This window comes from Yersinia alsatica, assembly GCF_902170305.1.
In the GTDB taxonomy this organism is placed as follows: domain Bacteria; phylum Pseudomonadota; class Gammaproteobacteria; order Enterobacterales; family Enterobacteriaceae; genus Yersinia; species Yersinia alsatica.
The window spans coordinates 48196-73210 of record NZ_CABHWW010000015.1 but is presented as its reverse complement, the minus strand read 5'-3'; the positions used below and the strand labels follow the sequence as shown (position 1 = coordinate 73210).

Below are 25015 nucleotides of genomic sequence, written 5' to 3'. Positions count from 1 at the left end.
CCGGCTAACCGGCCTGTGCAGATCTAATAGTTGGGGAAGAGTGTGTCAACCGCAGCAGTGATAAATAGGGAATTACTGGCACAGCAAGTATTGCGCGATACTTTTGGCTATCAGCAATTCCGGCCCGGACAACAGGAAATTATCAACGCCACCCTATCAGGACAAGATTGCCTGGTAGTGATGCCAACGGGTGGGGGTAAATCCTTGTGTTATCAGATTCCGGCACTGGTGACGGATGGGCTGACACTGGTGGTTTCTCCTTTAATCTCGTTGATGAAAGACCAGGTTGACCAACTGCTGGCCTATGGCGTGGGGGCGGGGTGCTTAAACTCGTCGCAAAACCGCGAACAGCAATTGGCGGTGATGGATGGGTGTCGCAGCGGCCAGATTAAGCTGCTGTACATCGCGCCAGAACGTCTGGTAATGGAGAGCTTTCTTGATCAACTGCATCAGTGGCGACCTGCGCTATTGGCCGTGGATGAAGCCCACTGTATCTCTCAATGGGGGCATGATTTCCGCCCGGAATACCGTGCTCTTGGTCAGTTAAAACAACGTTTTCCTGATTTGCCGGTTATTGCACTGACCGCCACGGCGGATGAAGCGACGCGCGGTGATATCGTGCGCTTGCTCAATCTGGATCAGCCATTGATTCAGGTCAGTAGCTTTGACCGCCCCAATATCCGCTACACCCTGGTCGAGAAGTTTAAACCGCTCGATCAACTGTGGCGTTTTGTGCAGGACCAACGCGGCAAAAGTGGCATTATTTACTGCAATAGCCGGGCAAAAGTGGAAGACACCACCGCCCGTTTGCAAAGCCGTGGCCTGAGTGTTGCTGCTTATCACGCCGGGTTGGATAATGAGCGTCGCGCACAAGTGCAAGAGGCTTTTCAGCGCGATGACTTGCAAGTCGTGGTGGCCACCGTAGCCTTCGGTATGGGGATTAATAAACCCAACGTCCGCTTTGTGGTGCATTTTGATATTCCGCGTACTATCGAGTCTTACTATCAGGAAACCGGCCGTGCCGGGCGTGATGGCTTACCCGCCGAGGCCATGCTGCTGTATGACCCGGCAGATATGGCATGGTTACGCCGCTGTCTGGAAGAGAAGCCCGCGGGTGCGCAACAGGATATTGAGCGGCATAAACTCAATGCGATGGGGGCTTTCGCTGAAGCGCAAACCTGCCGCCGGTTGGTTTTGCTCAACTATTTTGGCGAGGGCAAACAGCAATCATGCGGCAACTGCGATATCTGCCTTGATCCGCCCAAGCGCTACGATGGGTTAGCTGATGCACAAAAAGCGCTGTCGTGTGTTTATCGGGTTGGACAGCGCTTTGGTCTGGGGTATATCGTTGAGGTGCTGCGTGGGGCCAATAACCAGCGCATTCGTGAATTTGGTCATGACAAGCTATCAGTGTATGGCATTGGTCGCGAACAAAGTCATGAACACTGGGTCAGTGTATTGCGCCAGCTTATTCACCTCGGATTATTGAGCCAGAATATTGCAATGTTCTCCGCCTTACAATTGACGGAAGCGGCGCGCCCGGTATTGCGCGCTGAATTGCCACTGCAATTGGCGGTGCCACGTATTCAGAGCCTGAAAGTGCGCAGCAGTGCCAATCAAAAATCTTATGGTGGCAATTACGATCGCAAGTTATTCGCCAAATTACGTAAGTTACGCAAATCTATCGCCGACGAAGGCAATATTCCGCCTTATGTGGTGTTTAACGATGCCACGTTGCTGGAGATGGCTGAGCAGATGCCAATTACTGCCAGCGAGCTACTGAGTGTCAATGGTGTCGGGCAGCGCAAGCTGGAGCGCTTTGGCGCACCCTTTATGGCCATGATCCGTGACCATGTAGACAATAATGATGACTAACGCCGCTGCGGTTTCAAGCCCGCAGGGTCGATGAGAACCTATCCATGCTAATGCTATTTCTGACGGTCGCACTGGTACACCTAGTGGCTCTGATGAGCCCGGGGCCTGATTTCTTCTTTGTCTCCCAAACTGCTGTCAGTCGTTCACGTGGCGAGGCGATGATGGGGGTGGTGGGGATTTCACTCGGTATTGTTATCTGGGCCGGTGTCGCGCTGATGGGGCTGAATCTGATCTTGCAGAAAATGGCGTGGTTGCATCAGATTATTATGGTCGGTGGCGGCTTGTATCTGTGCTGGATGGGCTGGCAGTTGCTAAAATCTGCCCGCAGCAAACGTGATACCACAGAAACTGAAGTACAGGTTGTGCTGCCCGCGCGTGGCCGGACTTTCCTGCGCGGCTTTCTGACCAACCTCTCGAATCCCAAAGCCGTTATCTATTTCGGTAGCGTATTTTCATTGTTTGTCGGTGATGATGTTAGCGCGGGCGCGCGCTGGGGACTGTTTGTCTTGATTGTTGGGGAAACGTTCGTCTGGTTCAGCGTGGTCGCCTGCATATTTGCGTTACCAGTGATGCGCCGTGGCTATCAGCGGTTGTCCAAATGGATTGATGGCTTGGCTGGGGTGTTATTCACCGGTTTTGGCATTCATCTGATTTTGTCCCGCTAATGGATAATCCCAACCGTTTTGTCCGGTTGGGACCACAAACTCTATACTTTTCTGGCGGTTGCCAATAATGCGCCAACCAGCATAAATAAGCCGCCAAATATCCGGTTCAGTAATTTCATTTGATGTGGTGATTTAATCCAGCCAGCAATTCGTGTGGCAAGAGTGGCGTAGCCAATCATCACGATGATATCGACAATCACACTGGTACAGCCGAGAATCAGATATTGCGCCACTTGTGGTTGATTTGGCAGCACAAATTGCGGGAATAATGCGGCCAGGAACACAATGCTTTTCGGGTTGGTCAGGTTAACAAATACCGCGCGTTTAAAGAGTTTGCGCCGAGGCATACTGTTGGCTAATGCATGCAGATCCAGCGCACCGGCGGCACGCCATTGCTGGATACCGAGCCAGATTAGGTAAGCCGCGCCGAGCCATTTTAATATTTCAAATGCCAATAGCGATTGTGAAATCAGTGCGCCAAGACCGACACCAACCAGCACAATATGTACCGCTAACCCAAGCTGTAATCCGCAAATTGAGGCAACCACCCCACGGGTACCATGGCTGATAGCGGTACTCATGGTGTTAATGGCACCAGAGCCGGGGGACAGACTGAGGATAAGTGTTGTCAGCAAATAAGTTAACCACCAGTCTAAGGTCATCGGCAAAGCTCCCGGAATGCGCAAATTTATGCCACAATACTCTATTGCTAATAGTTGTGCTATGGCTCACAGAATGACTATTTGTTCACTGAACAGCGAGCGACGTTATGCCGTTAGATAATCATATGACTAGCTGGTTGACCCGTGAAGAGCAGTTTGCTGCCTTTGTTAACGGCCCATTGCTAGATTTCTGGCAGCAGCGCGATGAAGACGAGTTTATGGGAGTCGATAATATTCCTATCCGCTATGTCCGCTTTTGTGCCCCGCAACATACTCGTGTAGTGGTTGTGGTGCCCGGCCGCATTGAAAGTTACGTTAAATATCCTGAAGTGGCCTATGATCTTTTCCAGCAAGGCTATGATGTTATTGTGCTGGATCATCGTGGGCAGGGTAAATCCGGGCGCATGCTTGAGGATCACAATCGCGGCCATGTGATCAAATTCGATGATTATATTGAGGATTTTGCGCAGTTAGTGCAGCGTGAAATCACGAATAGCCGTTATCAGCAGCGTTTTGCTTTGGCCCATTCCATGGGCGGCGCCATTCTGACGCGTTTTCTGGCCAGAGAACCTAACGCCTTTGATGCTGTTGCACTTTGTGCGCCGATGTTTGGTATTCATTTGCCGATGCCGGGTTGGCTGGCCCACCGGATTGTCGATTGGGCCGAAGGGCACCAAAAGTTGCGGGATTATTACGCTATCGGAACTGGTCAGTGGCGGCCATTGCCCTATCTGGTCAATATGCTGACCCACAGTCGCGAGCGCTATCGCCGCTATTTGCGTCAATATGCTGATACGCCGGAAATCCGAGTCGGCGGGCCAACATATCACTGGATCCGTGAAAGTCTGCTGGTGGGGGAGCAAATTATCGCCGAAGCAGACAAAATCACCACGCCGGTTCTGCTATTGCAGGCCAGTGAGGATCGGGTAGTCCATAACCCGGCCCACAATGCTTTTTCTCAGGCTATGACTCTGGCGGGGCACCCTTGCGAAGGGGGGCAACCTATGGTCATTCAAGGGGCACGCCATGAGATCCTGTTCGAGCAGGACCAGCTGCGTGCCGAGGCGCTAAGCGCCATATTGCGTTTTTTTGCGCAACCTCACCCTTCTTGCAGCATAAAACAATCAGTCGGCCATTAGACCCCGACGTCACCAGAGGTTAGAACATACCGCTATGTATCATGTTGTTGCTTCCGATTTAGATGGCACCTTACTGTCACCCGACCACATCCTGACGCCGTATGCCAAAGAAACACTTAAGTTGCTGACGCAACGTGATGTGCACTTTGTATTTGCAACTGGCCGCCATCATATCGATGTGGCGCAGATCCGCGATAGCCTGGAGATCAGTGCCTTTATGATCACCTCCAATGGCGCGCGTGTGCACAACACCGCAGGGGAACTGATTTTCAGCCATAACCTTGATGCTGATATCGCCCGTGATTTGTACAATATTGAACACCATAATCCGGATATCTTAACCAACGTCTATTTGAACGATGAATGGTATATGAACCGTGAAAGCCCGGCGCAGAAAGAGTTTTTCCGTGAATCTGTGTTCAACTACCAAGTGTTCGAACCCGCTCTGCTGCCGACCGAAGGGGTGTGTAAGGTCTATTTCACTTGCGAAGATCACGACAAGTTATTGATTTTAGAAGAAGCCATCAATGCACGTTGGGGCGATCGGGTTAATGTCAGTTTCTCCTTCCCAACTTGTCTGGAAGTGATGGGCGGAGGTGTCTCTAAGGGCCATGCACTTGAACAAGTTGCCAAGATCATTGGTTATTCACTGAAAGAATGTATCGCGTTTGGTGATGGGATGAATGACTTGGAAATGCTGTCCATGTCTGGCAAAGGCTGCATCATGCGTGATGCTCATCAGCGCCTGAAAGATATGTTGCCGAATCTGGAAGTGATTGGCTCGAATGTTGATGATGCGGTGCCGCACTATCTGCGCAAAATGTTTTTAGGTACTGATAAGTAACTGACTTTTCATTTATGAGAAAAAATGGCGCACTTAATTATCAGTGCGCCATTTTCTTATTCTCGTTAATGTCAGGCCATCAACTTATTGATGCTGCCCCTGTTTTTGCAGGAACTGCACGCCTTTATCGGGGAAGTCAGTAAACACACCGTCAACTTGCGCCTGATTGTAAATAATATCGAACAGCTGATTAACGTCAGTGGCGTATTTAGGCAGCTTGTCAGCACGGATGGTGTACGGATGAACCATCATATTGCTGGCATGAGCTTCTTTCACCATATTGGTCAGCTTGATGTTATCTGGCGTGGAGCTTTCGACAATCAGCATATGGTAGTCAGGGCCAATGCCGTCAGCATATTGCGCGACTTGCTTCATTGCGCCTGGTTTGAACATCCAGTCGTAGCTGTAATTAACCCATTTGCCATCAGGTTTTTGCTCGTAGGTTTCGTTCCAGTCGGTATAGGCCACCAGTTGAACCAATTTCAGGTCCATGCCCATCTTCGGTTCCAGCACATTTTTGATACGTTTTAATTCATTCGCATCAAAGCATTGCAGATAAACTTTGTCGGCTTTGGTGGTGTAACCATACTGCTTGAGCACTTCCAACACCTTGGTGGAAATATCTTTCCCTTCTTGCTGATGGAACCAAGGCGCTTTGATTTCAGGGTAGATACCGATATTTTTACCGGTCGAATGATTCAGCCCCTGAACGAATTCAATCTCTTCCTGGAAAGTATGTACCCGGAAGTCAGATTTGCCCATCGGGAAACGACCCGGGAAGCTCTGCACTTTTTTACCATCTTTACCAATATCAAATCCTTCGGTAAATTTCAGTGACTTGATTTCCGGCAGCGTAAAATCAATGGCGTAATAGCGACCATCTTTACGTGCGCGATCCGGGAAGCGCTCGGCAACATCCGTCACCCGATCCAGATAATGGTCATGCAGAACCACTAGCTCATTATCTTTGGTCATCACCAGATCTTGTTCAAGATAATCAGCACCCTGCGCATAAGCCATAGCTTTGGCTGGCAGTGTATGTTCGGGCAAATAGCCACTGGCGCCACGATGCGCGATCACGACTTTGTCTGCTGAAGGTTTGGTGACTGTGGATTTGTCCGAGGAAGATGACTCTGCCGCGTGCGCCATACCCGCTACCGAAGATGCCAAAATGATGCTCGCTGCCAGGGTTTTTATATGAATTAGCATTGATTGTGCTCCATTTACTCGTAGCCTTTCAAGACGCAGCTGCGTTGGTTGCTCTCACTCATCCGAGTCACTTACTGATGTAAGCTCATCGGGATTCATTCGTTTGCCGCCTTCCTGCATCTTGAAATCTATTGGGTAGAGAATGAAGGCTGTGGCGCTATACATCCATAGATAACGACACAGCCTATAGAACAACTTAACTAGCCAGACTTATAAGTCTTGCTTTCTCGCCATCTCTTCGTGATGTTTTTTCTCGCTAAACATCACCACGAGCAGCAACAGCACAGCCAAGATGCTGCCGCCAATCATCACCATAAAGCCACCGTCCCAACCGAAGTAGTCAACGGTATAACCTACGATGGCACTGGCTGCGACCGAGCCGCCCAGATAACCGAACAGACCGGTGAAGCCTGCCGCGGTACCTGCTGCTTTTTTCGGCGCTAATTCAAGGGCATGTAAGCCAATCAACATGACTGGACCATAAATCAGGAAGCCGATAGTGATCATACAAGCCATATCGATACCTGGATTACCGACCGGGTTCAGCCAGTAAATAATGGTGGCGATAGTCACTAACGTCATAAAGAACACACCGGTGGCACCACGGTTGCCTTTAAACACTTTGTCGGACATCCAACCGCACAGCAGCGTCCCTGGAATACCAGCGTATTCATACAGGAAATAAGCCCATGACGATTTATCCAGTGCGAAGTGTTTCACTTCTTTCAGGTAGGTCGGTGACCAGTCGAGGATGCCGTAACGCAACAAATAAACAAAAACGTTAGCAATGGCGATATACCACAGCAATTTATTCGGGAACACATACTGCATGAAGATTTGCTTGGCGGTTAGCTCTTCTTCTGCTTCTTTGCTGTAGTCATCTGGATAATCGTTTTTGTACTCTTCAATTGGCGGTAAGCCCACGGATTGAGGAGTATCACGCATCAGACCAAAGACAATTAATGCCACTAAAATGGCACCGAAAGCTGGCATGTATAGCGCCGCTTTCCAGTCGTTAAACCAAGCCATCCCGAGGAGGAACAGCAATGGTGGCAAACCACCACCCACGTTATGGGCGCAGTTCCAGACAGAAACAATCCCGCCACGTTCTTTCTTCGACCACCAGTGCACCATGGTACGGCCACATGGCGGCCACCCCATACCCTGGAACCAGCCGCACAAGAACAGCAGCACGAACATTACGGCGATACTGGATGTTGCCCAGGGTACAAAGCCCATAAACAGCATCACGGCCGCAGAGAGAATCAAACCGGCGGAGAGGAATACTCGTGGGTTGGAACGGTCAGAAACCGAACCCATGATGAACTTTGAGAAACCGTAAGCGATTGAAATACCGGATAATGCGAAGCCGAGATCCCCGCGAGAGAATCCTTGTTCGATCAAATACGGCATGGCCAGAGTAAAGTTTTTACGTACCAGATAGTAGGCAGCGTAACCGAAGAAGATACCCATGAAGATTTGCCAGCGTAAGCGGCGGTAGGTGGGATCAACCTGGTCTGCGGGAAGCCGTGCCACATGTGGCGCGGGCTTAAAAATACTCAACATGAGTGCCTCCGATGGCTTTTTTGTTGTTTTTGACTCCGGTATAGCCTGGTATCTATCCGGTAGTTAAACGGCGTCCGGTAGCTAAACAGCGAAGCTACTGTCGTTTATGTTCCATAACGAGCGCCATGCTAGATAAATTCTTGCTACTTATCTGTGAGTGATGGCGCATTTGTTACAGTTATATGAAAGCGGCGGCAATTTTGAGCGATTGGTTAACATTTTGAAACCTGTAATCATAAATTACCTGTGACTTTGATCACAATCATGGTTTTTAAACACCATTTCGTTTTCGTTTTTAGTTCGTTTTTGTTCCTTATCAAACAATAACCATAAAGACTGTGGCTCAATAGACTCATAACTAGCCGCCAGACGGCTGTCTGATAATGTGGGGTCTTTCATGACGAACAGTTCTCCTTACACAGAAACGGATGTCATCATCATTGGTGGTGGCGCAACCGGGGCGGGGATCGCCCGAGACTGCGCCCGGCGCGGTTTGGTTTGTACACTGCTGGAAAGGCATGACATTGCCACCGGGGCTACCGGCCGTAACCATGGCTTATTACACAGTGGTGCGCGCTATGCCGTAACTGATGGTGAGTCCGCCCGTGAATGTATTGAAGAAAACCGAATTCTGAAACGTATTGCCCGCCATTGTATTGAGCAAACGGATGGTTTGTTTATCACCTTGCCGGAAGACTCTCTGGATTATCAGGAGCAATTTATTGCCCGCTGTCAGGAAGCCGGAATAGCAGCGCAAGCTATTGATCCGAAGCAGGCTTTGCGCCTAGAGCCCGCCGCCAATCCCTCACTCATCGCTGCGGTCCGAGTCCCGGACGGTACTGTTGACCCCTTCCGCTTAACCGCTGCCAATATGCTGGATGCCCGCGAGCACGGCGCTAATGTATTGACTTATCATGAGGTTATCGGGTTATTACGCCAGGGGGATCGCGTCACTGGTGTGCGCGTTTTCGATCATAAGAATCAGCGACAATATGATATTCATGCACAGATCGTGGTAAATGCTGCCGGGATCTGGGGGCAACATATTGCGGAATACGCCGATCTGCGGATCCGCATGTTCCCAGCCAAAGGTGCGCTGCTGATCCTGGGCCATCGGATCAATAACATGGTGATCAACCGCTGCCGTAAACCGGCGGATGCCGACATTCTGGTGCCAGGCGATACCATCTCACTGATCGGCACCACCTCCACACATATTGAATACGATCAGATAGATAACATGGTTGTCACGCCACAAGAGGTGGACACCTTAATTCGCGAAGGATCAAAATTATCACCACAACTGGCGCAAACGCGCATTTTACGCGCATATGCTGGGGTTAGACCTTTGGTTGCCAGTGATGATGACCCTTCGGGGCGAAATGTCAGCCGTGGCATTGTACTGCTGGACCACGCCAGCCGGGATGGGCTGGAGGGCTTCATTACCATCACTGGCGGTAAATTGATGACTTACCGGCTGATGGCGCAATGGGCGACAGACAAAGTCTGTGAAAAGCTTGGCGTGACGGCAGCCTGTACCACAGCGCAAGAACCACTGCCCGGTTCACAGCAGTCAGCAGAACAGACTCTCAGCAAAGTGATTTCCTTGCCAGCCAGTATTCGCGGCTCGGCGGTTTATCGCCATGGCGACCGCGCGACACAATTGTTGGCGGGTAATCGTCTGGATAACAGCTTGGTGTGTGAGTGTGAGGCGGTGACGGCCGGTGAAGTGCGCTATGCCATTGAATCTCTTTCAGTTAATAACCTATTGGATTTGCGCCGCCGCACTCGTGTTGGTATGGGCACCTGTCAGGGGGAGCTTTGTGCTTGCCGGGCGGCAGGTTTACTCAGCCGTTTTAAGGTGACGACACCGCAACAATCCCGTGAACAGCTGGTGCAATTCCTTAATGAGCGCTGGAAAGGTGTGCGCCCGATAGCTTGGGGTGATGCTTTACGGGAAAGTGAGTTTACTCATTGGGTTTATCAAGGGCTTTGCGGTCTGGATGATACCCCGCGTGCGGCCAATCTTCAGGAGAAACCAGATGAAATTTGATGTGATTATCATCGGTGGTGGGTTAGCGGGGCTGGCCTGCGGTATTCGTCTGGCTGAGCAAGGTAAATATTGTGCCATCGTCAGCGCCGGTCAAAATGCGCTGCATTTTTCCTCCGGTTCCTTGGATCTATTGGCAAAATTACCGGACGGGCGGGCGGTTAGCCAACCCCTCAGCGCGCTTGAAGCATTAGTTGAATTAGCGCCCGAACATCCTTACAGCAAGATGGGGCAAATCGGGCAGGTGGGGGAACTGGCGCAACAAGCGGAATCCCTATTACAACGATGTGGTCTGGAGCTGGTTGGCAGTGCGGCTAAAAATCATTTACGCCTTACCCCATTGGGCAGTTGCCGCCCCACCTGGCTCAGCCCGGTGGATATCCCGGTTGCACCACTGGAAGGCCCACTGCCATGGCACAACGTCGCGGTGATTGGTATTGAGGGGTTCCTCGATTTTCAGCCACAAATGGTCGCCAGTGCCTTGCAAGAGCAAGGTGTCGAGGCCACTCCGGACTATCTGCATCTGCCTGCATTGGATCGCCTGCGGGATAACCCCAGTGAATTCCGTGCGGTAAACATTGCCCGCGTATTGGACCAACCAGAAAATCTGCAACCGCTGGCCGACGAGTTAGCGCGTTTGTCATCCGCGGCGGAAATGATTTTACTGCCTGCCTGTATTGGTCTGGATGAGTCAGCGCCACTGGAAGCGCTACGAGCCGCCGTGGGTAAACCCATTCAACTGCTACCGACATTACCACCGTCGTTACTTGGTATGCGCCTGCATCAAGCCCTGCGCCAGCGTTTTCAGCAACTTGGCGGCATTGTGATGCCGGGGGATGCGGTATTACGTGCCGAACTGGTGGGGAACCGAATTACCGGACTTTATAGCCGTAACCACGGGGATATTCCATTGCGTGCTGCCCAGATGGTTCTGGCCAGTGGCAGCTTCTTCAGTAATGGGTTGGTGGCGACCTTTGAGCATGTCTATGAGCCCATATTGGATCTGGATATTTTATCGCTGCCAAACCGTGCCGATTGGAGCCACAGCAATATGTTTGCGCCACAACCTTATTTGCAGTTTGGCGTGAATACCGATAACCGACTCCGGGCGCTACGTGGCGGCATTGCACTGGATAATTTGCATGTTATTGGCGCAGTACTGGGTGGTTACGATCCGCTGCAACAAGGCTGCGGGGCCGGAGTTTCTCTGACCAGCGCCCTGTTCGTTGCAGAGCAAATTGTCAGCGCTATGGAGGTGACACTATGACATGGTTACCACAGGACGGAGACATTCAGGATAAGCATTTGGCACGTGATAACAGTTTTGAAAGCTGCATAAAATGTACGGTTTGCACCACTTATTGCCCGGTAGCCAAGGTTAATCCGCTTTATCCGGGGCCAAAACAGGCCGGTCCTGATGGTGAGCGTCTGCGCCTGAAAGATCCGGCACTGTATGACGATGCCTTGAAATACTGCACTAACTGCAAACGCTGCGAAGTAGCATGCCCGTCAGATGTGAAAATCGGTGACATCATCCAGCGCGCGAAAGCCAGTTACAGCAGCCACAAACCCAAACTGCGCGATGCTATTCTCAGCCATACCGACATCATGGGCACGTTATCGACACCTTTTGCCCCGGTGATTAATGCGGTTACGGGTTTAAAACCGGTGCGGGTCTTGCTGGATAAAGCACTGAAAATTGACCATCGGCGCGAATTACCTAAATACTCATTTGGCACCTTCCGCCGCTGGTATCACAAACAAGCGCAAAAACAGCAGCAATATGCTGAACAAGTAGCCTTTTTCCATGGTTGCTTTGTTAACTATAACCATCCGCAGCTAGGCAAGGATTTAGTCAGCGTATTCAACGCGATGAACATTGGTGTCCAATTACTTAAGCGGGAAAAATGCTGTGGTGTGCCGCTGATTGCGAATGGATTTATCGAGCAGGCAAAAAAACAGGCGCGAGTGAATCTTGAGTCACTGACTGATGCGGTAATTGGTCGGGATATCCCGGTGGTAGCCACCTCTTCAAGCTGTACTTTTACCTTGAGAGATGAGTATCCACATTTGTTGGATGTGGATACTGCCCCAGTGCGTGACAGAGTAGAACTGGCGACTCGCTACATTTACCGCTTATTGGATCAAGGACGAGAGTTACCGCTAAAACCTTTATTCTCTAAAGAAAACAAACCATTGCGCATTGCTTATCACACTCCTTGCCATATGGAGAAAATGGGTTGGACGGCTTATACCTTGGCATTGTTGCAGCGTATTCCAGGTATTGAGCTGGTGGTCTTAGATTCCCAATGTTGCGGGATTGCTGGGACTTATGGTTTTAAATCAGAGAACTACGCAACAGCTCAAGGAATTGGGGCAACATTATTCCAGCAGATTGAGGAGAGTGGTGTTGATCTGGTGATTACCGACTGCGAAACCTGCAAATGGCAGATTGAGATGTCGACGAGTAAGAAATGTGAGCATCCGATTACGTTGCTGGCACAATCCCTTATCGGATGATGCAGACAGCGCGCGGTTTAGCCGCGCGCTATTGAGGTCGATTATTTCAGTTTCAAGGTACTGATGATGGACTCTGCTTCAGTTTGCGCTTGTTGCTGGTTCTCAGCTGGCAGCGTAATTTGCATTGTTATCAAATGATTATCAACCTTCCCCATCAATACTGATGAATAGGCTTTATCACCACCACTGGTAATAATGCTGTCCAGTTGCTGGAAGGGTTGTCCATCAACTTTAATCGCTTTATTCGTCACAACCTGAAGATTGGCATCGCGGGCGCGCTGCTGTTCAGCCAGGCGCTCAGTCAGGACATCCAAACCTTCATCGGTGTTATCACCTAAAATCACGATAACCGCTTTATCGCCAGTTTTATTGGCATAAACGTGCATATTGTTAGCTTGGTTGCCCATTTTCCCGCTTTGGTCTGATAAATCAGCTGGCAAGCTAAAAGCAACTTTGCCTTCCAACAGACTGACTGGCTGGCCTACATTGTTATTGCTGTTACCATCACAGGCACTTAATCCGGCAACTAGCAGGCCGACGGCGAGAAACTTGGTTATTTTATGCATGAGAATCCCTTATTGATGATTAATCGTCTTATCGCACCTTATTCAGACGCCAAAAGCAATCTATTGTTCAGCGGGACTCATCTGATTTAGCGCTTGCTGACTGGTTTTCCGGGCAAAATATTTCAGTAACACATTGAGCATCACGCCATAGGCTGGCAGGAAGAATAACATGCAGATCAGTAGCTTGAAGCTATAATCTACTAAGGCGATTTCCACCCAGTTTGCCGCCATAAACGGGTCAGTGCTGCGATAGAACGCAATAAAGAAGAACGCCATGGTGTCACTGATATTGCCGAAGAACATCGCCGCAGTCGGGGCGACCCACCAAGCACTGCGCTGACGTAGGCGGTTAAATACTTGAACATCAAGAATTTGTCCAAGCACATAGGCCATAAAGCTAGCCACTGCAATGCGCGCCACAACCAAATTAAAGCTGGTTAACGCCGGGAATCCTTGCCAACTTCCCTGATAAAACAGGGCTGAAATAAGGTACGAAATGAGCAGCGCAGGCACCATGACCGACAAAATAATCCGGCGCGCCAGAGGGGCACCAAAAATTCGCACTGTTAGGTCAGTGGCTAAGAAGATAAACGGAAAGGTAAAAGCCCCCCAAGTGGTGTGAAAACCGAAGATAGCGATCGGTAATTGCACCAGATAGTTACTGGAGGTAATGATGACAATATGGAATAGCGACAGCCATACCAAAGCGGTCATCCGCTGTTGGGCAGTAAACGAAAACATAAATGTGACCTTTTTGGTTATTGGGGTGAGGGAACCCAAACAGAATGTGCCGCAATTTCTGCGACGCGCGGCATAATACGCGTTTGCGCAACGAATGCAATGGTTAATTTTAACGCAAACGTTAGCGCGGCTTGCACCTGAAAAACAGCAGAGTAAACTATCGAACCTCTTTTATATTGCTACTGACTGACAAGAGAACCGTAATGACCGATATTTTTGCCAATCCGGATAAAACCCTTGATGCATTGGGATTGCGCTGCCCGGAGCCAGTGATGATGGTGCGTAAAACTGTCCGGCATATGGAAGATGGCCAAACGCTGCTAATTATTGCTGACGACCCCGCCACCACTCGTGATATCCCCGGTTTTTGTCGCTTTATGGATCACCAGTTGCTGGCGCAAGACACCACACAGACTCCCTATCGGTATCTGGTTAAAAAAGGGGCAAAAGCCGAGTAATCCGCCGCTTTTGCCCTGAGACTCAAACCTCTCTTTTGCGCAGTAACCTCAAGGCATTGGCGGTGACCAAGGCGGTAGCACCGGAATCAGCTAATACCGCTAGCCACAAACCGGTTAAGCCGAGCAATGTGGTCACCAGAAAAATCCCTTTTAGCCCTAGGGCAATAGTAATATTTTGGCGAATATTAGCGTTAGCTGCTCGTGATAGCAGAATGATTTCGGCCAGTCCGGTAAGCCGATTATGGGTCAGTGCGGCGTCGGCGGTTTCCAAGGCGACATCCGTGCCGCTACCCATGGCAATACCAATGCTGGCGGCTTTCATGGCCGGAGCATCATTAATACCGTCGCCAACCATCAGGGTTGGTTGCGCCTCATTGAGTGCCATAACCGCTTGTACTTTATCGGCGGGCAGCAATCCGGCGCGGTAATCAATCCCCAATTCACTGGCAATTGCCGCTGCGGCTCGTGGGTTATCGCCAGTGAGCATGACACCTTGAATACCTAACGTTTTCAGCGAATCAATAGCTTGTTTGGCATCGGCACGTAAAGTGTCTCGCAGTGCCAATAAGCCGATGAGTTTCTCATCTTCCAGCACCGCGACCGCGGTTTTACCGCTGCTTTCCAACAGATCGAGCTGAGCTTGCCACTCGGCAGTCAATAATGCCGGTGATATTTTCCCTGGCGCGCTGACGCGAACAATTAGGCCGTTAACCACACCTTCAACGCCCACCCCTGCCAGGGCTCGGCGATCTTCCGCTAGCGGTAGCATTTGCGTGCTACCCTGTTTAGCTGATTGCATAATAGCGATAGCCAATGGGTGATGTGACCCAGCCTCGACCGCTGCGGCCATGGCTAACAGGCGACTTTCACTCACGCCAGATGCGGGCAGGATATCGGTAACTTTCGGTTTACCCTCAGTGAGAGTGCCAGTTTTGTCGAAGGCGACGGTTTGAATTCGGCCAAGTTGCTCTAATGCCGCGCCCCCTTTAATCAATGCCCCACGGCGAGTTGCCGCCGCTAATGCCGAGGTAATCGCCGCCGGTGTGGAAATAACCAGTGCGCATGGGCAACCAATGAGCAATAGTGTCAGGCCACGGTAAATCCAGGTCTCCCAAGGCTCGGCGAACGCCAAAGGTGGAACCAACATCACCAGCGCCGAGAGAAACATAATTGCCGGAGTATAAATTCGACTGAAACGGTCAATAAAGCGCTCAATAGGCGCACGCCGTTCTTCTGCTAATTCAATCAGTTGTAAAATACGGTCGATGGCATTGTTTCCCGGCTCCGAAATAACGCGCATTTCAGTGGCGCGATCGACCGATAAACTTCCCGCAGCAACTTTCTCGCCTTGTTGGCGCTCAACAGGAATAGATTCTCCGGTGAGGGCGCTTTCATCAAAACTGGCAAATGCGGTGATTAATTCTGCGTCTGCGGGCAGGCGGCCACCCGGCGCGATTTCAATGATATCGCCGGGGCGCAAGTTGGCGACAGGAACTGGTCTGCGTTCCCCATCCTTCAACAGCAGCGCTTCTTCCGGCACCAGCGCCATCAGTGCAGTGACTCCTCGGCGCGCGCGGTTTGCAGCATAGGATTCGAGTAATTCACCAATCATAAACAGCAGCAGCACCATGGCAGCTTCAGCTGTTGCGCCAATAAACATTGCCCCGATAGCGGCCACGCTCATCAAGGTTTCAATGGCAAAAGGTGTGCCTGAGCGAATGAGTTTCCAGGCTTTAGTTACGATAGGAATCAACCCGACAATGGTTGTCGCGGTGAAAGCAAATTCACTCAGCTCAGTGCTAAATAACGAGATCCCCCAGCTGATAAGCATCAGCGTGGTTAATAATGCAATTGGTAGATATTCACTAAAGCGTGTTTCTGGCGCTGGGTTCGTCACAGCTGATTGAGTATCTATCAGACTAAAACCAGCTTTCATGACGGCACTTTGCACTTGGGGGCGAATATCCGAGCTGGCATCAACCACCAATTTTTCCGTCGCGAAGAGGACTTTTACATTTTCAATGCCAATCAAACTACTGACTGCATTTTCAATCTTGCGGGCGCAACTTGGGCAATCCATCCCTTTGACTTGCCAGCTAAAGCGCTGGCTTCCTGAAGGTAGCGTTGCCGCAAGTATGTCACTTTCGTCATCACCCTCATCGGCATGGCTCTGACTACAGCAACCCCCTTCGTGATGTGAATGCTCACTCACTGAATTTGTACTGTCATTACCGGTTTTGGTGGCTTGTTGGCTACTGCAACCCGTTTGTTTTTTCGCATGGGTTTGACCACAGCCACAGTGGCTATGTGTATCAGTTGAATTCCGATGTTCAGAATGTGAATGCATGATGCCTCCTGGACAAAATGTAAAAGAGATACTGGATTTAGCCAGTATGCTTGCACTCTACACCTTAGAGTCAACTCCAGAGTCAAGAGGCTAAATGAGAATAATTACTAAACGGAGGCTAGTCGGCGATGAGGGTATAACGGAAGGGAGCACATCTTGCGCCAAATATTCCAGCCCCATCCTTGGGGCTGTGTCTCAGTAACTTTATAAATCAGTATGTTGCTAAATTGCTTTGTACTGTAATGGGTTAATTACAGATACAGCGACCGAACAATCAGGAAGTGCCCAACAAAATAGCAGCCAGCGACGACGGCAGCTGAAGCGCGGAACGAGAAACGATAGCGATTCAGTAACCAAATAGTATGTGACACCAGCAAAAGCACGGTACCTGCCAGCAATGAGAAGCTCAGGTCGGTACTACGAGCAAAGTACTGTTCACCTGCCATCCACACCATAAGTAATGTCATGCCGACGAAAGCGACTACCGGCCAACGCATCTCTTCTAACTTGCTCCAGATTGTTGCTAACAATAGCGCGCCAACAATAATTAAAACCAAAGGAAGCGGCCAGAATAGAGTGAAGGTCATCTGGCTGGCAAAGCTGATGGTATACAGTAAATGAGAGAGGAAGAATGCACCCAAAGCATAAAGTAAGCGCTCACTGGGTAGCAGTAATAAGGCGTCTGCAACCAGCGTTGCCACCAGACCGAATACAATCAGATAACCGGCAGGGCCGAGGATCGGTGCTTGCCATGCCAGTAACAGCAACAGTAACAAGGTGACGGGTTTGAATACCCAACGTTGCCAACGTGGGCCGCGGTAAGTTGCATCAACAAACAACCAACCGGAAAAGAATACAGCAAGGAATGGCCAGCTCATTATTTATCCTTTTTCTATACAGGTTTCAATGAAAGTACCTGTGTTGTAATGATAATCCGCAACGCCAATGACTTTTAGTATACATCCTTCAAGTGTAAGGGATGGAAACAAAGAGTGATAGATACGCTAACGTGATTTGCATGATTTATGCCACTTAATGCGTAGCAGTGCGCATAATCAGGTTTAGCTGAGCAATCGGTCGGCACAGCTCTTGGTCTTGTTTGGCCCACATGTTATGTTAACGCCGATTTCCGTTCGTTAAATCAAGGGATAGAGGCAATACGCCATGGCTAATGAACAATTACTTTATCGTATTCAATTTATTAATAACGGTAAGAATTATCAGCTCTATGTCCGTGAGGTTGGCCCAAGTACCCTGTTTGGGTTTATTGAAATTGCTGATTTTGTCTTTGATAGCCAATCCACATTACTGGTTGATCCATCAACAGAAAAATTGAAGACAGAGTTTTCTGGTGTTAACCGTAGCTATATTCCACTTCATTCTGTGATTCGCATTGATGCGGTAACGGAAAAGGGCAGTGCTCGGATCTCCGAACTGGGGAATAACGTGATGAGCTTCCCTTATCTGCCAGGTAATAAACCTTAAACCTATCTCTTGAGTGGGGTTCGTAAGATTTTATGAACAGACCTCCGTTGCTATTTATTGCTGTAGTTGTGCTGATTGCCGTGCTGGCAACCCGTCAGTATTGGCAGAAAAAACGGCAGGAGGCGGAAAACGACCGCTCACCGGTGCGCAGCTTACAAGTTGAAGTCATTAATAAGCGAGAGGTATTGGCTCCCAATCGTCGTTCACGTCAGCGTGAAGAGATTGTTGCCGAAGAAAAGCGTTATGAAGTTGATTTTCGACCTGTTTTTAGTGAGATAGCATCGAAAAATAACAGTGAAATCAAAATGATACTACCGCTACAGGAATATAACCGTATTGAGCAGGGTGCCCAAGGGACGCTACGCCTACAGGGAACCCGTTATATTGATTTCACGCCCAACACAGCCGTGACAAATAAGTGACTCGGGTGAACGAAAGCAGTCAACACCCCTGCAACTTGAAAGAAGGCACATATCTGTACCCAATAGATTTCAAAATGCAGGAAGGCGGCAAAGGAGAGAATCCCGATGGCTTACATCAGTAAGTGACTCGGGCGAACGAAAGCAGCCAACACCCCTGCACCTTGAAAGATGACGGGTAAGGCCATTATTTCTTAGGAATTGGTGGTTGCTTCTTTTGCCAGGCCAGCAATTCAAAAACGCCGAAGACAAAAATTTTAACTTGTTGTAACCGACTGATGGGTTGGTCTTTAGGTTGGGTAGATTTGAGTAATACCAATTGCAACCCATGCATCAACACCATGAATATCATTGCAACATTAATAAAATATTTTAACGGTGTTGGAAACGGTTTAAATAGATTTAAGAGCAGGAAAAACCATACTCCTAGCATCAATAATCGGCCGAGGTTAATCCACATGGTGTTGCTCCTGTTCTTCAACGGATTCTGCATCTTGATGAGTCGGTTTGTTACGGATATAGAGGCGATAAGCAACTTGCCCGGCAATTTTCTCACGATGTAACTGCCAACTGGCTGGCACATCTGCGGCAGCGCTTTCAGCCTCAGCTTCGACATAAATCCAGGCATCTGCCGCTAGCCAGTTGAATTGTTCCAGTAAATTGATGGTTTCAGCCAATAAACCTTTACGAAAAGGGGGATCAAGGAATACCAAATTAAAAGGTTGCCCCGGTTGGGCCAACCATTGCAAAGAGTTGGTATGCACGACTTGCCCATTTTCGGCACTCAATAACGTCAGGTTGCTGCTCAGTTGCTTCGCGACATGCCGATCAGCTTCCAGCAATATAGCTTCACCTGCGTAGCGCGATAGTGCTTCCAGCCCTAATGCGCCGCTACCAGCAAAACAATCCAGGCATCGGGCACCTTGAATCATCGGTGCAAGCCAGTTAAACAGTGTTTCTCTAACCCGATCAGTGGTTGGACGCAGCCCTGGGCTATCAGGCACAGGCAATTTGCGCCCTCGCCATTTACCGCCAATGATGCGGATTTGCCCTGCTGACTGTGATGGGGCTTGTTTTGCTTTTACTATCGGTCGCTTTGCCATAGATCGCTTTTTGTGAGAATTGGCCAGTATTACAGCACTGAATAAAAAAGTTAGTTCCTATTCTACCTATGTGTGCAGTGTGGGGGAAACGTTAAACCTTTGTTGATTGAATTCACAATAGAAAGCAGCATCGTGCGCGTGTTGCTGTTCAGGGGAAAGTGATAGACTTGCGAACTATTATCTTATTTATGCAAACCCAAAGTAATTAGAGTCCAAAAATGGCAAAAGATAAAAAACGTGGATTTTTTTCCTGGCTGGGTCTTGGCCGGCAGAATGAAGAAAACACAGCAGAGCCATTGGCTACTGAGAAAGAAGATACAGCAGAGCAAATTGCCGAACAGCAAGCTATCAGTGAAAAACAAGCTGATGTAGCGCCTGAAAGCACGGCAATCGAGCCTGTAGCAGAGCAGCCAGCACTAACCCCGGGTGAATGGGATAGCGCTGCCATCAGTGAAGCTGCGGCTGAAACTCTCCCTGAGGTGGCAGCAGAACACACTGCGCAATCTGTTGAAAAGCCTATAGTTATTGAAGAAACTATAGTCGTCGAGAAACCTATAGCCGTTGAAAAACCTATAGATTCTGCTGAAGACCCTCGGTATTTACAGCATCATTTCTCACAGCATCACTCTTCACCGCATCATTCTTCACAACAACAGAGTGATGATAAGAGTATTACTTCATGGGATGAAGGCTCGGTCAGTGCGCCAGAACTGCCGCTGATGGAAGATAATGTTGTTATTGATGCTCCAGCGCCACAAGCTGTAGTCGAAGAACCTCAGATTGAGGTTATTGAAGAGCTTGATATTGCTGAAGTCGAAGACGATGAAACGGAAGAAGAAATTGCTCCAGTAGCGGCTCAGGAACAAGAGCGGCCAACTAAAGAAGGCTTTTTTGCCCGGCTAAAACGCAGCTTAATTAAAACCAAGCAGAATCTTGGCTCCGGTTTTATGGGGCTGTTCAGCGGTAAAAAAATCGACGACGACCTCTTTGATGAGCTGGAAGAACAGCTTTTGATCGCCGATGTGGGTGTGGAAACTACCCGTAAAATCATTACCTCTTTGACAGAACACGCCAGCCGTAAGCAACTAAAAGATGCTGAAGCGCTGTATGGCAAGCTCAAAGAGGAAATGTCTGAAATTCTGTCTAAAGTAGATAAACCATTGGATGTCAGTGGCAAAAGTCCGTATGTCATCTTAATGGTCGGCGTTAATGGTGTGGGTAAAACCACCACTATCGGTAAACTGGCGCGTCAATTCCAGGCGGAAGGTAAATCTGTCATGCTGGCTGCGGGCGACACTTTCCGTGCCGCTGCGGTAGAACAACTGCAAGTTTGGGGTGACCGCAATAAAATTGCCGTTGTGGCACAGCATACCGGTGCAGATTCCGCTTCGGTAATTTTCGATGCTATTCAGGCGGCTAAAGCTCGTGGTATTGATGTGCTGTTGGCAGACACCGCGGGGCGTTTGCAAAATAAAGCCCACTTGATGGAAGAGCTGAAGAAGATTGTCCGTGTGATGAAAAAGCTGGACGGCGATGCCCCACATGAGGTTATGCTGACGTTGGATGCCAGTACCGGACAAAATGCGGTTAGTCAGGCGAAACTGTTTAATGAAGCAGTGGGTCTGACCGGAATTACCCTGACTAAACTGGATGGCACCGCCAAGGGCGGGGTTATTTTTGCCATTGCAGACCAGTTCGGTATCCCAATCCGTTATATCGGTGTTGGGGAAGGTATAGAAGATTTGCGGCCATTTAAGGCTGACGATTTTATTGAGGCTCTTTTTGCCCGAGAGGATTAATACGGATGATTCGCTTTGAACAGGTCAGTAAAGCTTATCTAGGCGGACGACAGGCGCTGCAAGGGGTAGATTTTCATCTGCGCCCGGCGGAAATGGCGTTTCTGACCGGCCACTCTGGTGCTGGGAAAAGTACTCTGCTGAAACTGATTTGTGGTATCGAGCGACCGAGCGCTGGCCATATCTGGTTTGGTGGTCACGATATCAGCCGCTTGAAAAACCGCGAAGTGCCATTCTTGCGTCGCCAGATCGGAATGATCTTCCAGGATCACCATCTACTGCTCGATAGAACAGTATATGACAATGTTGCTATGCCATTGATTATTGCTGGTGCCAGCACCGAAGATATTCGCCGCAGGGTGTCAGCAGCACTGGATAAAGTGGGGCTATTGGATAAGGCGAAGAACTTCCCTATTCAACTTTCCGGTGGTGAGCAACAGCGTGTCGGTATTGCCCGGGCAGTGGTGAACAAGCCCGCGGTATTACTGGCGGATGAACCAACTGGTAACCTGGACGATGCGTTATCCGAAGGCATTTTGCGTTTGTTTGAAGAATTTAACCGTGTGGGTGTGACCGTGTTGATGGCAACTCACGATACGTCGTTGATTGCCCGGCGGCGCTACCCAATCTTGACGCTGAGTCAGGGGCGGATGTTAGGAGCGCATCATGGCGAATAACGCGCAGAAAGCAAAAACCAAGGCGCTGAAAGGCGGCTGGCGCGAACAGTGGCGCTATTCGTGGGTTAATGCCATTGCCGATATGATGCGCCAACCCTTGGCAACGTTGTTAACTGTGATGGTCATTGCTATCTCACTGACACTGCCAAGTGTGTGCTATATCGTATGGAAAAACGTCAGTCAGGCGGCGGATCAATGGTATCCGACTCCGCAATTGACGATTTATCTGGATAAGGCTCTGGATGATAATGCGGCTGAAAATGTCGTAACCGCACTGAAAGCTGAAGCTGGTGTTGAGAAGGTTAACTATCTGTCGCGAGAAGAAGCGATGGGTGAGTTCCGCAACTGGTCTGGTTTTGGTGGTGCGCTGGATATGCTCGAAGAGAATCCACTGCCCGCTGTCGCGATCATCACACCGAAGTTGGATTTCCAAAGTTCAGGGTCGTTGGAAACTCTACGTGACCGAGTCAGTAAAGTTGAAGGCGTCGCGGAAGTTCGCATGGACGACAGCTGGTTTGCTCGCTTGGCAGCCCTAACGGGATTAGTTGGGCAAGTTGCTGCAATGATTGGTGTTTTGATGATAGTCGCTGTGTTCCTGGTGATTGGTAACAGCGTACGTTTGAGCATCTTTAGTCGGCGCGACACTATCAATGTCATGAAGTTGATTGGCGCGACCGATGGGTTTATCTTGCGTCCGTTCTTGAACGGCGGGGCGATGTTGGGCTTTAGTGGCGCAGTGTTATCACTGATTCTGTCTGAAGCACTGGTATGGAAGCTGGGTTCGGTGGTTACGCAGGTAGCCACAGTGTTTGGCACCAGCTTTACATTACACGGCTTAAGCTGGGATGAGTGCCTATTACTGGTATTGATCTCTGCCATGATTGGCTGGATCGCAGCTTGGCTGGCGACGGTTCAACATTTACGCCGATTTACACCGCAGTAAAAAATGTTTGTTATACTCTTTCCCTGCAGTGCTCGGATTAAGGCAGGGAAAGAGTCGTTGTTTACTCGTTAATTCCGCTGACTCTCCCCTGACACACTCCGGGTTATCTGCTAGGATCTACAGTTGAGAAATGTGATCTAGTTTGAACTTTTTTGGCAATAACCAGTCGAAGAACACAGTGAAATGATATAGCGCCCAGCGCTTGAATCTGTCTAAGCAGATGCTAAAATATCGGCGCTGAGATAAAACCGCACTATACCTATAGATGCAATGAGAGGGTTTTGAATGACCAAAGAAATGCAAACTTTAGCCTTAGTACCCCAAGGTAGTCTGGAAGCCTATATTCGGGCTGCCAATGCCTATCCGATGCTGACTGCAGAGGAAGAGCGGGAGCTGGCTGAACGGCTGCATTACCAGGGCGATCTGGGAGCGGCTAAACAGCTTATCCTGTCTCACCTGCGCTTTGTCGCTCATGTTGCCCGCAACTATTCTGGGTATGGTTTGCCACAAGCCGACCTTATCCAGGAAGGTAATATTGGCTTGATGAAAGCGGTTCGCCGTTTTAACCCTGAGGTAGGGGTACGTCTGGTGTCCTTCGCAGTACACTGGATCAAAGCAGAAATTCACGAATATGTTCTGCGTAACTGGCGAATTGTTAAAGTCGCGACCACAAAAGCTCAGCGTAAGTTGTTCTTTAACCTGCGTAAAACCAAGCAGCGTCTGGGCTGGTTTAATCAGGATGAAGTAGAGCTGGTTGCCAAAGAACTGGGTGTGACCAGTAAAGATGTTCGTGAGATGGAATCACGCATGTCCGCTCAGGATATGACTTTCGACCCATCTCCAGATGACGAAGCACGTGACGGCCAATCTATGGCCCCAGTCCTGTATTTACAGGATAAAACCTCTGACTTTGCTGATGGCATCGAAGAGGACAACTGGGATAACCACGCGGCAGATAAACTGTCTTATGCGTTGGAAGGATTGGACGAGCGGAGCCAGCATATTATTCGTGCTCGTTGGCTGGACGATGACAATAAGTCTACGTTGCAGGAGCTGGCTGATCAGTATGGCGTATCTGCGGAACGTGTTCGTCAGCTTGAAAAGAACGCGATGAAAAAATTACGTATGGCAATCGAAGCCTAATACGGCAATCACGATGCGGCAATACGACAAAAAGGGCGATATTAATATCGCCCTTTTGCTTTTCTTATATTTACGCTGGCTATTGATACCGTAGCACCGGCGCTATCCTTATGACTGCCGCTGCCAGCCTTGCGTACTGCGGATAAAACCGTTGGCGTGCATAAAGCCATCCATTGCTGCACGGTTTTCGGCAGTGACTTGCTCATCACTTAAATACCAGTGCTTGATTACTGGTAGCTGACGCAATGTTTCTTCAATCAGATATAACCCCACTCCGCGACGACGCGTCACCTCTCTGATCCACAAATCCTGAAGTTCGGCTTGTTCACCATCCACCCTGATTTTAACTGCACCTAACAGACGCTCATTAAAACGTGCGGCGAAGAGGGGCTTACCATCGTCAATCCATTGTTGCCAGAGGGCTGGTTGTTGCTCAGGCCAAATTTTAGCTAAATCGATAAGGTCCTGATGAGTAAGGGTTGTTAATCGTTCAATAGTCAGTTTCATCGTCGCTAGACCACAAAGAGATAAGGGTTATGGGGCTGTGGTTTATTGTACTAGATCACAGGTCAGAGCGTTGTGTAAGTTTTTCTGTACGTTTACGGGGGAAAATGTTTTTTCGATACTGCATTTTCCGAGTTTTAGTAGACTAAATGATCACATATCCAGCACAACTCACTAGCATTTGTGCGAAACCCATTCAATTTAATCCTAATTTTATGCTGTTTACACCGCTTGTTTCTGCTTGTCTCAGTTGATTTACAGCATAAAACTCCTGTTTAATGACATGAAAAATAAAGTCTTATT

25 protein-coding genes are annotated in these 25015 nt (G+C 49.3%); 14 read left to right on the top strand and 11 right to left on the bottom strand.

The features are described from left to right. Positions 1-42 precede the first annotated feature (42 nt). A complete protein-coding gene (gene recQ, locus FTA96_RS11105; RefSeq protein ID WP_050135695.1) occupies positions 43-1875 on the top strand; it encodes an ATP-dependent DNA helicase RecQ in 1833 nt (610 codons plus the stop codon). Between the two features lie 44 nt (positions 1876-1919). Then, the gene (gene rhtC, locus FTA96_RS11100; protein ID WP_050109700.1) at positions 1920-2540 is read left to right on the top strand and encodes a threonine export protein RhtC; all 621 of its coding nucleotides are present in this window, start codon (positions 1920-1922) and stop codon (positions 2538-2540) included. Positions 2541-2581: 41 nt separating this feature from the next. On the opposite strand, the gene rhtB is transcribed toward rhtC, so the two are convergent. Further along, positions 2582-3202, bottom strand: coding sequence for a homoserine/homoserine lactone efflux protein (gene rhtB / locus FTA96_RS11095; RefSeq protein ID WP_050109702.1), 621 nt, complete (start codon positions 3200-3202; stop codon positions 2582-2584). Between the two features lie 107 nt (positions 3203-3309). Here rhtB and pldB point away from each other — a divergent pair, with 107 nt between their 5' ends. Continuing rightward, on the top strand, positions 3310-4341 hold the full coding sequence (pldB, locus tag FTA96_RS11090) for a lysophospholipase L2 (RefSeq protein WP_050123895.1): 1032 nt from the start codon (positions 3310-3312) through the stop codon (positions 4339-4341). 34 nt (positions 4342-4375) lie between these two features. Then, positions 4376-5185: a sugar/pyridoxal phosphate phosphatase YigL gene (gene yigL / locus FTA96_RS11085; protein ID WP_004710162.1), complete on the top strand. Its 810-nt coding sequence runs from the start codon at positions 4376-4378 to the stop codon at positions 5183-5185. Between the two features lie 84 nt (positions 5186-5269). On the opposite strand, the gene glpQ is transcribed toward yigL, so the two are convergent. The 3 genes from glpQ to FTA96_RS23270 all read right to left on the bottom strand — a co-directional run bounded on the left by glpQ (position 5270) and on the right by FTA96_RS23270 (position 8359). Continuing rightward, a complete protein-coding gene (gene glpQ, locus FTA96_RS11080; RefSeq protein WP_145573834.1) occupies positions 5270-6394 on the bottom strand; it encodes a glycerophosphodiester phosphodiesterase in 1125 nt (374 codons plus the stop codon). A gap of 210 nt (positions 6395-6604) precedes the next feature. Continuing rightward, a complete protein-coding gene (gene glpT / locus FTA96_RS11075; RefSeq protein ID WP_004710164.1) occupies positions 6605-7960 on the bottom strand; it encodes a glycerol-3-phosphate transporter in 1356 nt (451 codons plus the stop codon). A 240-nt stretch (positions 7961-8200) separates the two neighbouring features. After that, positions 8201-8359, bottom strand: coding sequence for a hypothetical protein (locus FTA96_RS23270; RefSeq protein WP_186372873.1), 159 nt, complete (start codon positions 8357-8359; stop codon positions 8201-8203). On the opposite strand from FTA96_RS23270, the gene glpA reads away from it, so the two are divergent. Genes glpA through glpC form a run of 3 tightly spaced genes read left to right on the top strand, consistent with a single transcriptional unit; the run spans position 8358 to position 12530 of the window. Next, positions 8358-10013 (top strand): anaerobic glycerol-3-phosphate dehydrogenase subunit A, encoded by a 1656-nt coding sequence (gene glpA / locus FTA96_RS11070; RefSeq protein WP_145573832.1) that lies wholly within the window; start codon positions 8358-8360, stop codon positions 10011-10013. The genes FTA96_RS23270 and glpA overlap by 2 nt on opposite strands. Next, positions 10003-11277: a glycerol-3-phosphate dehydrogenase subunit GlpB gene (gene glpB / locus FTA96_RS11065; RefSeq protein ID WP_145532716.1), complete on the top strand. Its 1275-nt coding sequence runs from the start codon at positions 10003-10005 to the stop codon at positions 11275-11277. Before glpA ends, glpB begins: the two co-directional genes overlap by 11 nt. Then, on the top strand, positions 11274-12530 hold the full coding sequence (glpC, locus tag FTA96_RS11060; protein WP_050109710.1) for an anaerobic glycerol-3-phosphate dehydrogenase subunit GlpC: 1257 nt from the start codon (positions 11274-11276) through the stop codon (positions 12528-12530). The genes glpB and glpC overlap by 4 nt, the downstream gene beginning before the upstream one ends. 41 nt (positions 12531-12571) lie before the next feature. Here glpC and FTA96_RS11055 read toward each other — a convergent pair whose 3' ends face one another. Together FTA96_RS11055 and FTA96_RS11050 are read right to left on the bottom strand one after the other, a co-directional pair. Beyond that, a complete protein-coding gene (locus FTA96_RS11055; protein WP_050109712.1) occupies positions 12572-13096 on the bottom strand; it encodes a DcrB family lipoprotein in 525 nt (174 codons plus the stop codon). A gap of 60 nt (positions 13097-13156) precedes the next feature. Further along, positions 13157-13837, bottom strand: coding sequence for a 7-cyano-7-deazaguanine/7-aminomethyl-7-deazaguanine transporter (locus tag FTA96_RS11050; protein ID WP_050109714.1), 681 nt, complete (start codon positions 13835-13837; stop codon positions 13157-13159). A gap of 203 nt (positions 13838-14040) precedes the next feature. On the opposite strand from FTA96_RS11050, the gene tusA reads away from it, so the two are divergent. Then, positions 14041-14295, top strand: a complete 255-nt coding sequence (gene tusA, locus FTA96_RS11045) for a sulfurtransferase TusA (RefSeq protein WP_050109716.1) — start codon at positions 14041-14043, stop codon at positions 14293-14295. Positions 14296-14317: 22 nt separating this feature from the next. Here the strand turns inward: tusA and FTA96_RS11040 are convergent, their stop codons facing one another. Continuing rightward, on the bottom strand, positions 14318-16642 hold the full coding sequence (locus FTA96_RS11040; protein WP_145573830.1) for a zinc/cadmium/mercury/lead-transporting ATPase: 2325 nt from the start codon (positions 16640-16642) through the stop codon (positions 14318-14320). Between the two features lie 251 nt (positions 16643-16893). After that, complete coding sequence (locus FTA96_RS11035; protein WP_050109719.1) at positions 16894-17520, bottom strand: lysoplasmalogenase; 627 nt, start codon at positions 17518-17520, stop codon at positions 16894-16896. 286 nt (positions 17521-17806) lie between these two features. Here FTA96_RS11035 and FTA96_RS11030 point away from each other — a divergent pair, with 286 nt between their 5' ends. Together FTA96_RS11030 and FTA96_RS11025 are read left to right on the top strand one after the other, a co-directional pair. Continuing rightward, positions 17807-18127, top strand: a complete 321-nt coding sequence (locus FTA96_RS11030; RefSeq protein ID WP_050109721.1) for a DUF1820 family protein — start codon at positions 17807-17809, stop codon at positions 18125-18127. A gap of 32 nt (positions 18128-18159) precedes the next feature. Continuing rightward, positions 18160-18549, top strand: coding sequence for a DUF2500 domain-containing protein (locus FTA96_RS11025; protein ID WP_145538041.1), 390 nt, complete (start codon positions 18160-18162; stop codon positions 18547-18549). A 184-nt stretch (positions 18550-18733) separates the two neighbouring features. Here FTA96_RS11025 and FTA96_RS11020 read toward each other — a convergent pair whose 3' ends face one another. Beyond that, complete coding sequence (locus tag FTA96_RS11020) at positions 18734-19006, bottom strand: DUF1145 family protein (RefSeq protein WP_050152144.1); 273 nt, start codon at positions 19004-19006, stop codon at positions 18734-18736. Then, positions 18996-19649, bottom strand: a complete 654-nt coding sequence (rsmD, locus tag FTA96_RS11015) for a 16S rRNA (guanine(966)-N(2))-methyltransferase (RefSeq protein WP_050152143.1) — start codon at positions 19647-19649, stop codon at positions 18996-18998. Before rsmD ends, FTA96_RS11020 begins: the two co-directional genes overlap by 11 nt. A 218-nt stretch (positions 19650-19867) precedes the next feature. Here rsmD and ftsY point away from each other — a divergent pair, with 218 nt between their 5' ends. The 4 genes from ftsY (at position 19868) to rpoH (ending at position 24208) form a co-directional block, all read left to right on the top strand. Beyond that, positions 19868-21448, top strand: a complete 1581-nt coding sequence (gene ftsY, locus FTA96_RS11010) for a signal recognition particle-docking protein FtsY (RefSeq protein ID WP_145538037.1) — start codon at positions 19868-19870, stop codon at positions 21446-21448. Between the two features lie 5 nt (positions 21449-21453). Then, positions 21454-22122: a cell division ATP-binding protein FtsE gene (ftsE, locus tag FTA96_RS11005; protein ID WP_019213191.1), complete on the top strand. Its 669-nt coding sequence runs from the start codon at positions 21454-21456 to the stop codon at positions 22120-22122. Then, the gene (gene ftsX, locus FTA96_RS11000) at positions 22112-23065 is read left to right on the top strand and encodes a permease-like cell division protein FtsX (RefSeq protein ID WP_050109731.1); all 954 of its coding nucleotides are present in this window, start codon (positions 22112-22114) and stop codon (positions 23063-23065) included. Before ftsE ends, ftsX begins: the two co-directional genes overlap by 11 nt. Positions 23066-23350: 285 nt before the next feature. Further along, the gene (gene rpoH / locus FTA96_RS10995; protein ID WP_004391342.1) at positions 23351-24208 is read left to right on the top strand and encodes an RNA polymerase sigma factor RpoH; all 858 of its coding nucleotides are present in this window, start codon (positions 23351-23353) and stop codon (positions 24206-24208) included. A gap of 108 nt (positions 24209-24316) precedes the next feature. Here the strand turns inward: rpoH and panM are convergent, their stop codons facing one another. Continuing rightward, a complete protein-coding gene (panM, locus tag FTA96_RS10990; RefSeq protein WP_050147093.1) occupies positions 24317-24715 on the bottom strand; it encodes an aspartate 1-decarboxylase autocleavage activator PanM in 399 nt (132 codons plus the stop codon). Positions 24716-25015 lie beyond the last annotated feature (300 nt).

Coding starts and splice junctions, on each gene's coding strand:
- rhtC (WP_050109700.1), top strand. CDS start 1,920: ATGCTAATGCTATTTCTGACGGTCGCACTGGTACACCTAGTGGCTCTG.
- rhtB (WP_050109702.1), bottom strand. CDS start 3,202: ATGACCTTAGACTGGTGGTTAACTTATTTGCTGACAACACTTATCCTC.
- pldB (WP_050123895.1), top strand. CDS start 3,310: ATGCCGTTAGATAATCATATGACTAGCTGGTTGACCCGTGAAGAGCAG.
- yigL (WP_004710162.1), top strand. CDS start 4,376: ATGTATCATGTTGTTGCTTCCGATTTAGATGGCACCTTACTGTCACCC.
- glpQ (WP_145573834.1), bottom strand. CDS start 6,394: ATGCTAATTCATATAAAAACCCTGGCAGCGAGCATCATTTTGGCATCT.
- glpT (WP_004710164.1), bottom strand. CDS start 7,960: ATGTTGAGTATTTTTAAGCCCGCGCCACATGTGGCACGGCTTCCCGCA.
- glpA (WP_145573832.1), top strand. CDS start 8,358: ATGACGAACAGTTCTCCTTACACAGAAACGGATGTCATCATCATTGGT.
- FTA96_RS23270 (WP_186372873.1), bottom strand. CDS start 8,359: ATGAAAGACCCCACATTATCAGACAGCCGTCTGGCGGCTAGTTATGAG.
- glpB (WP_145532716.1), top strand. CDS start 10,003: ATGAAATTTGATGTGATTATCATCGGTGGTGGGTTAGCGGGGCTGGCC.
- glpC (WP_050109710.1), top strand. CDS start 11,274: ATGACATGGTTACCACAGGACGGAGACATTCAGGATAAGCATTTGGCA.
- FTA96_RS11055 (WP_050109712.1), bottom strand. CDS start 13,096: ATGCATAAAATAACCAAGTTTCTCGCCGTCGGCCTGCTAGTTGCCGGA.
- FTA96_RS11050 (WP_050109714.1), bottom strand. CDS start 13,837: ATGTTTTCGTTTACTGCCCAACAGCGGATGACCGCTTTGGTATGGCTG.
- tusA (WP_050109716.1), top strand. CDS start 14,041: ATGACCGATATTTTTGCCAATCCGGATAAAACCCTTGATGCATTGGGA.
- FTA96_RS11040 (WP_145573830.1), bottom strand. CDS start 16,642: ATGCATTCACATTCTGAACATCGGAATTCAACTGATACACATAGCCAC.
- FTA96_RS11035 (WP_050109719.1), bottom strand. CDS start 17,520: ATGAGCTGGCCATTCCTTGCTGTATTCTTTTCCGGTTGGTTGTTTGTT.
- FTA96_RS11030 (WP_050109721.1), top strand. CDS start 17,807: ATGGCTAATGAACAATTACTTTATCGTATTCAATTTATTAATAACGGT.
- FTA96_RS11025 (WP_145538041.1), top strand. CDS start 18,160: ATGAACAGACCTCCGTTGCTATTTATTGCTGTAGTTGTGCTGATTGCC.
- FTA96_RS11020 (WP_050152144.1), bottom strand. CDS start 19,006: ATGTGGATTAACCTCGGCCGATTATTGATGCTAGGAGTATGGTTTTTC.
- rsmD (WP_050152143.1), bottom strand. CDS start 19,649: ATGGCAAAGCGACCGATAGTAAAAGCAAAACAAGCCCCATCACAGTCA.
- ftsY (WP_145538037.1), top strand. CDS start 19,868: ATGGCAAAAGATAAAAAACGTGGATTTTTTTCCTGGCTGGGTCTTGGC.
- ftsE (WP_019213191.1), top strand. CDS start 21,454: ATGATTCGCTTTGAACAGGTCAGTAAAGCTTATCTAGGCGGACGACAG.
- ftsX (WP_050109731.1), top strand. CDS start 22,112: ATGGCGAATAACGCGCAGAAAGCAAAAACCAAGGCGCTGAAAGGCGGC.
- rpoH (WP_004391342.1), top strand. CDS start 23,351: ATGACCAAAGAAATGCAAACTTTAGCCTTAGTACCCCAAGGTAGTCTG.
- panM (WP_050147093.1), bottom strand. CDS start 24,715: ATGAAACTGACTATTGAACGATTAACAACCCTTACTCATCAGGACCTT.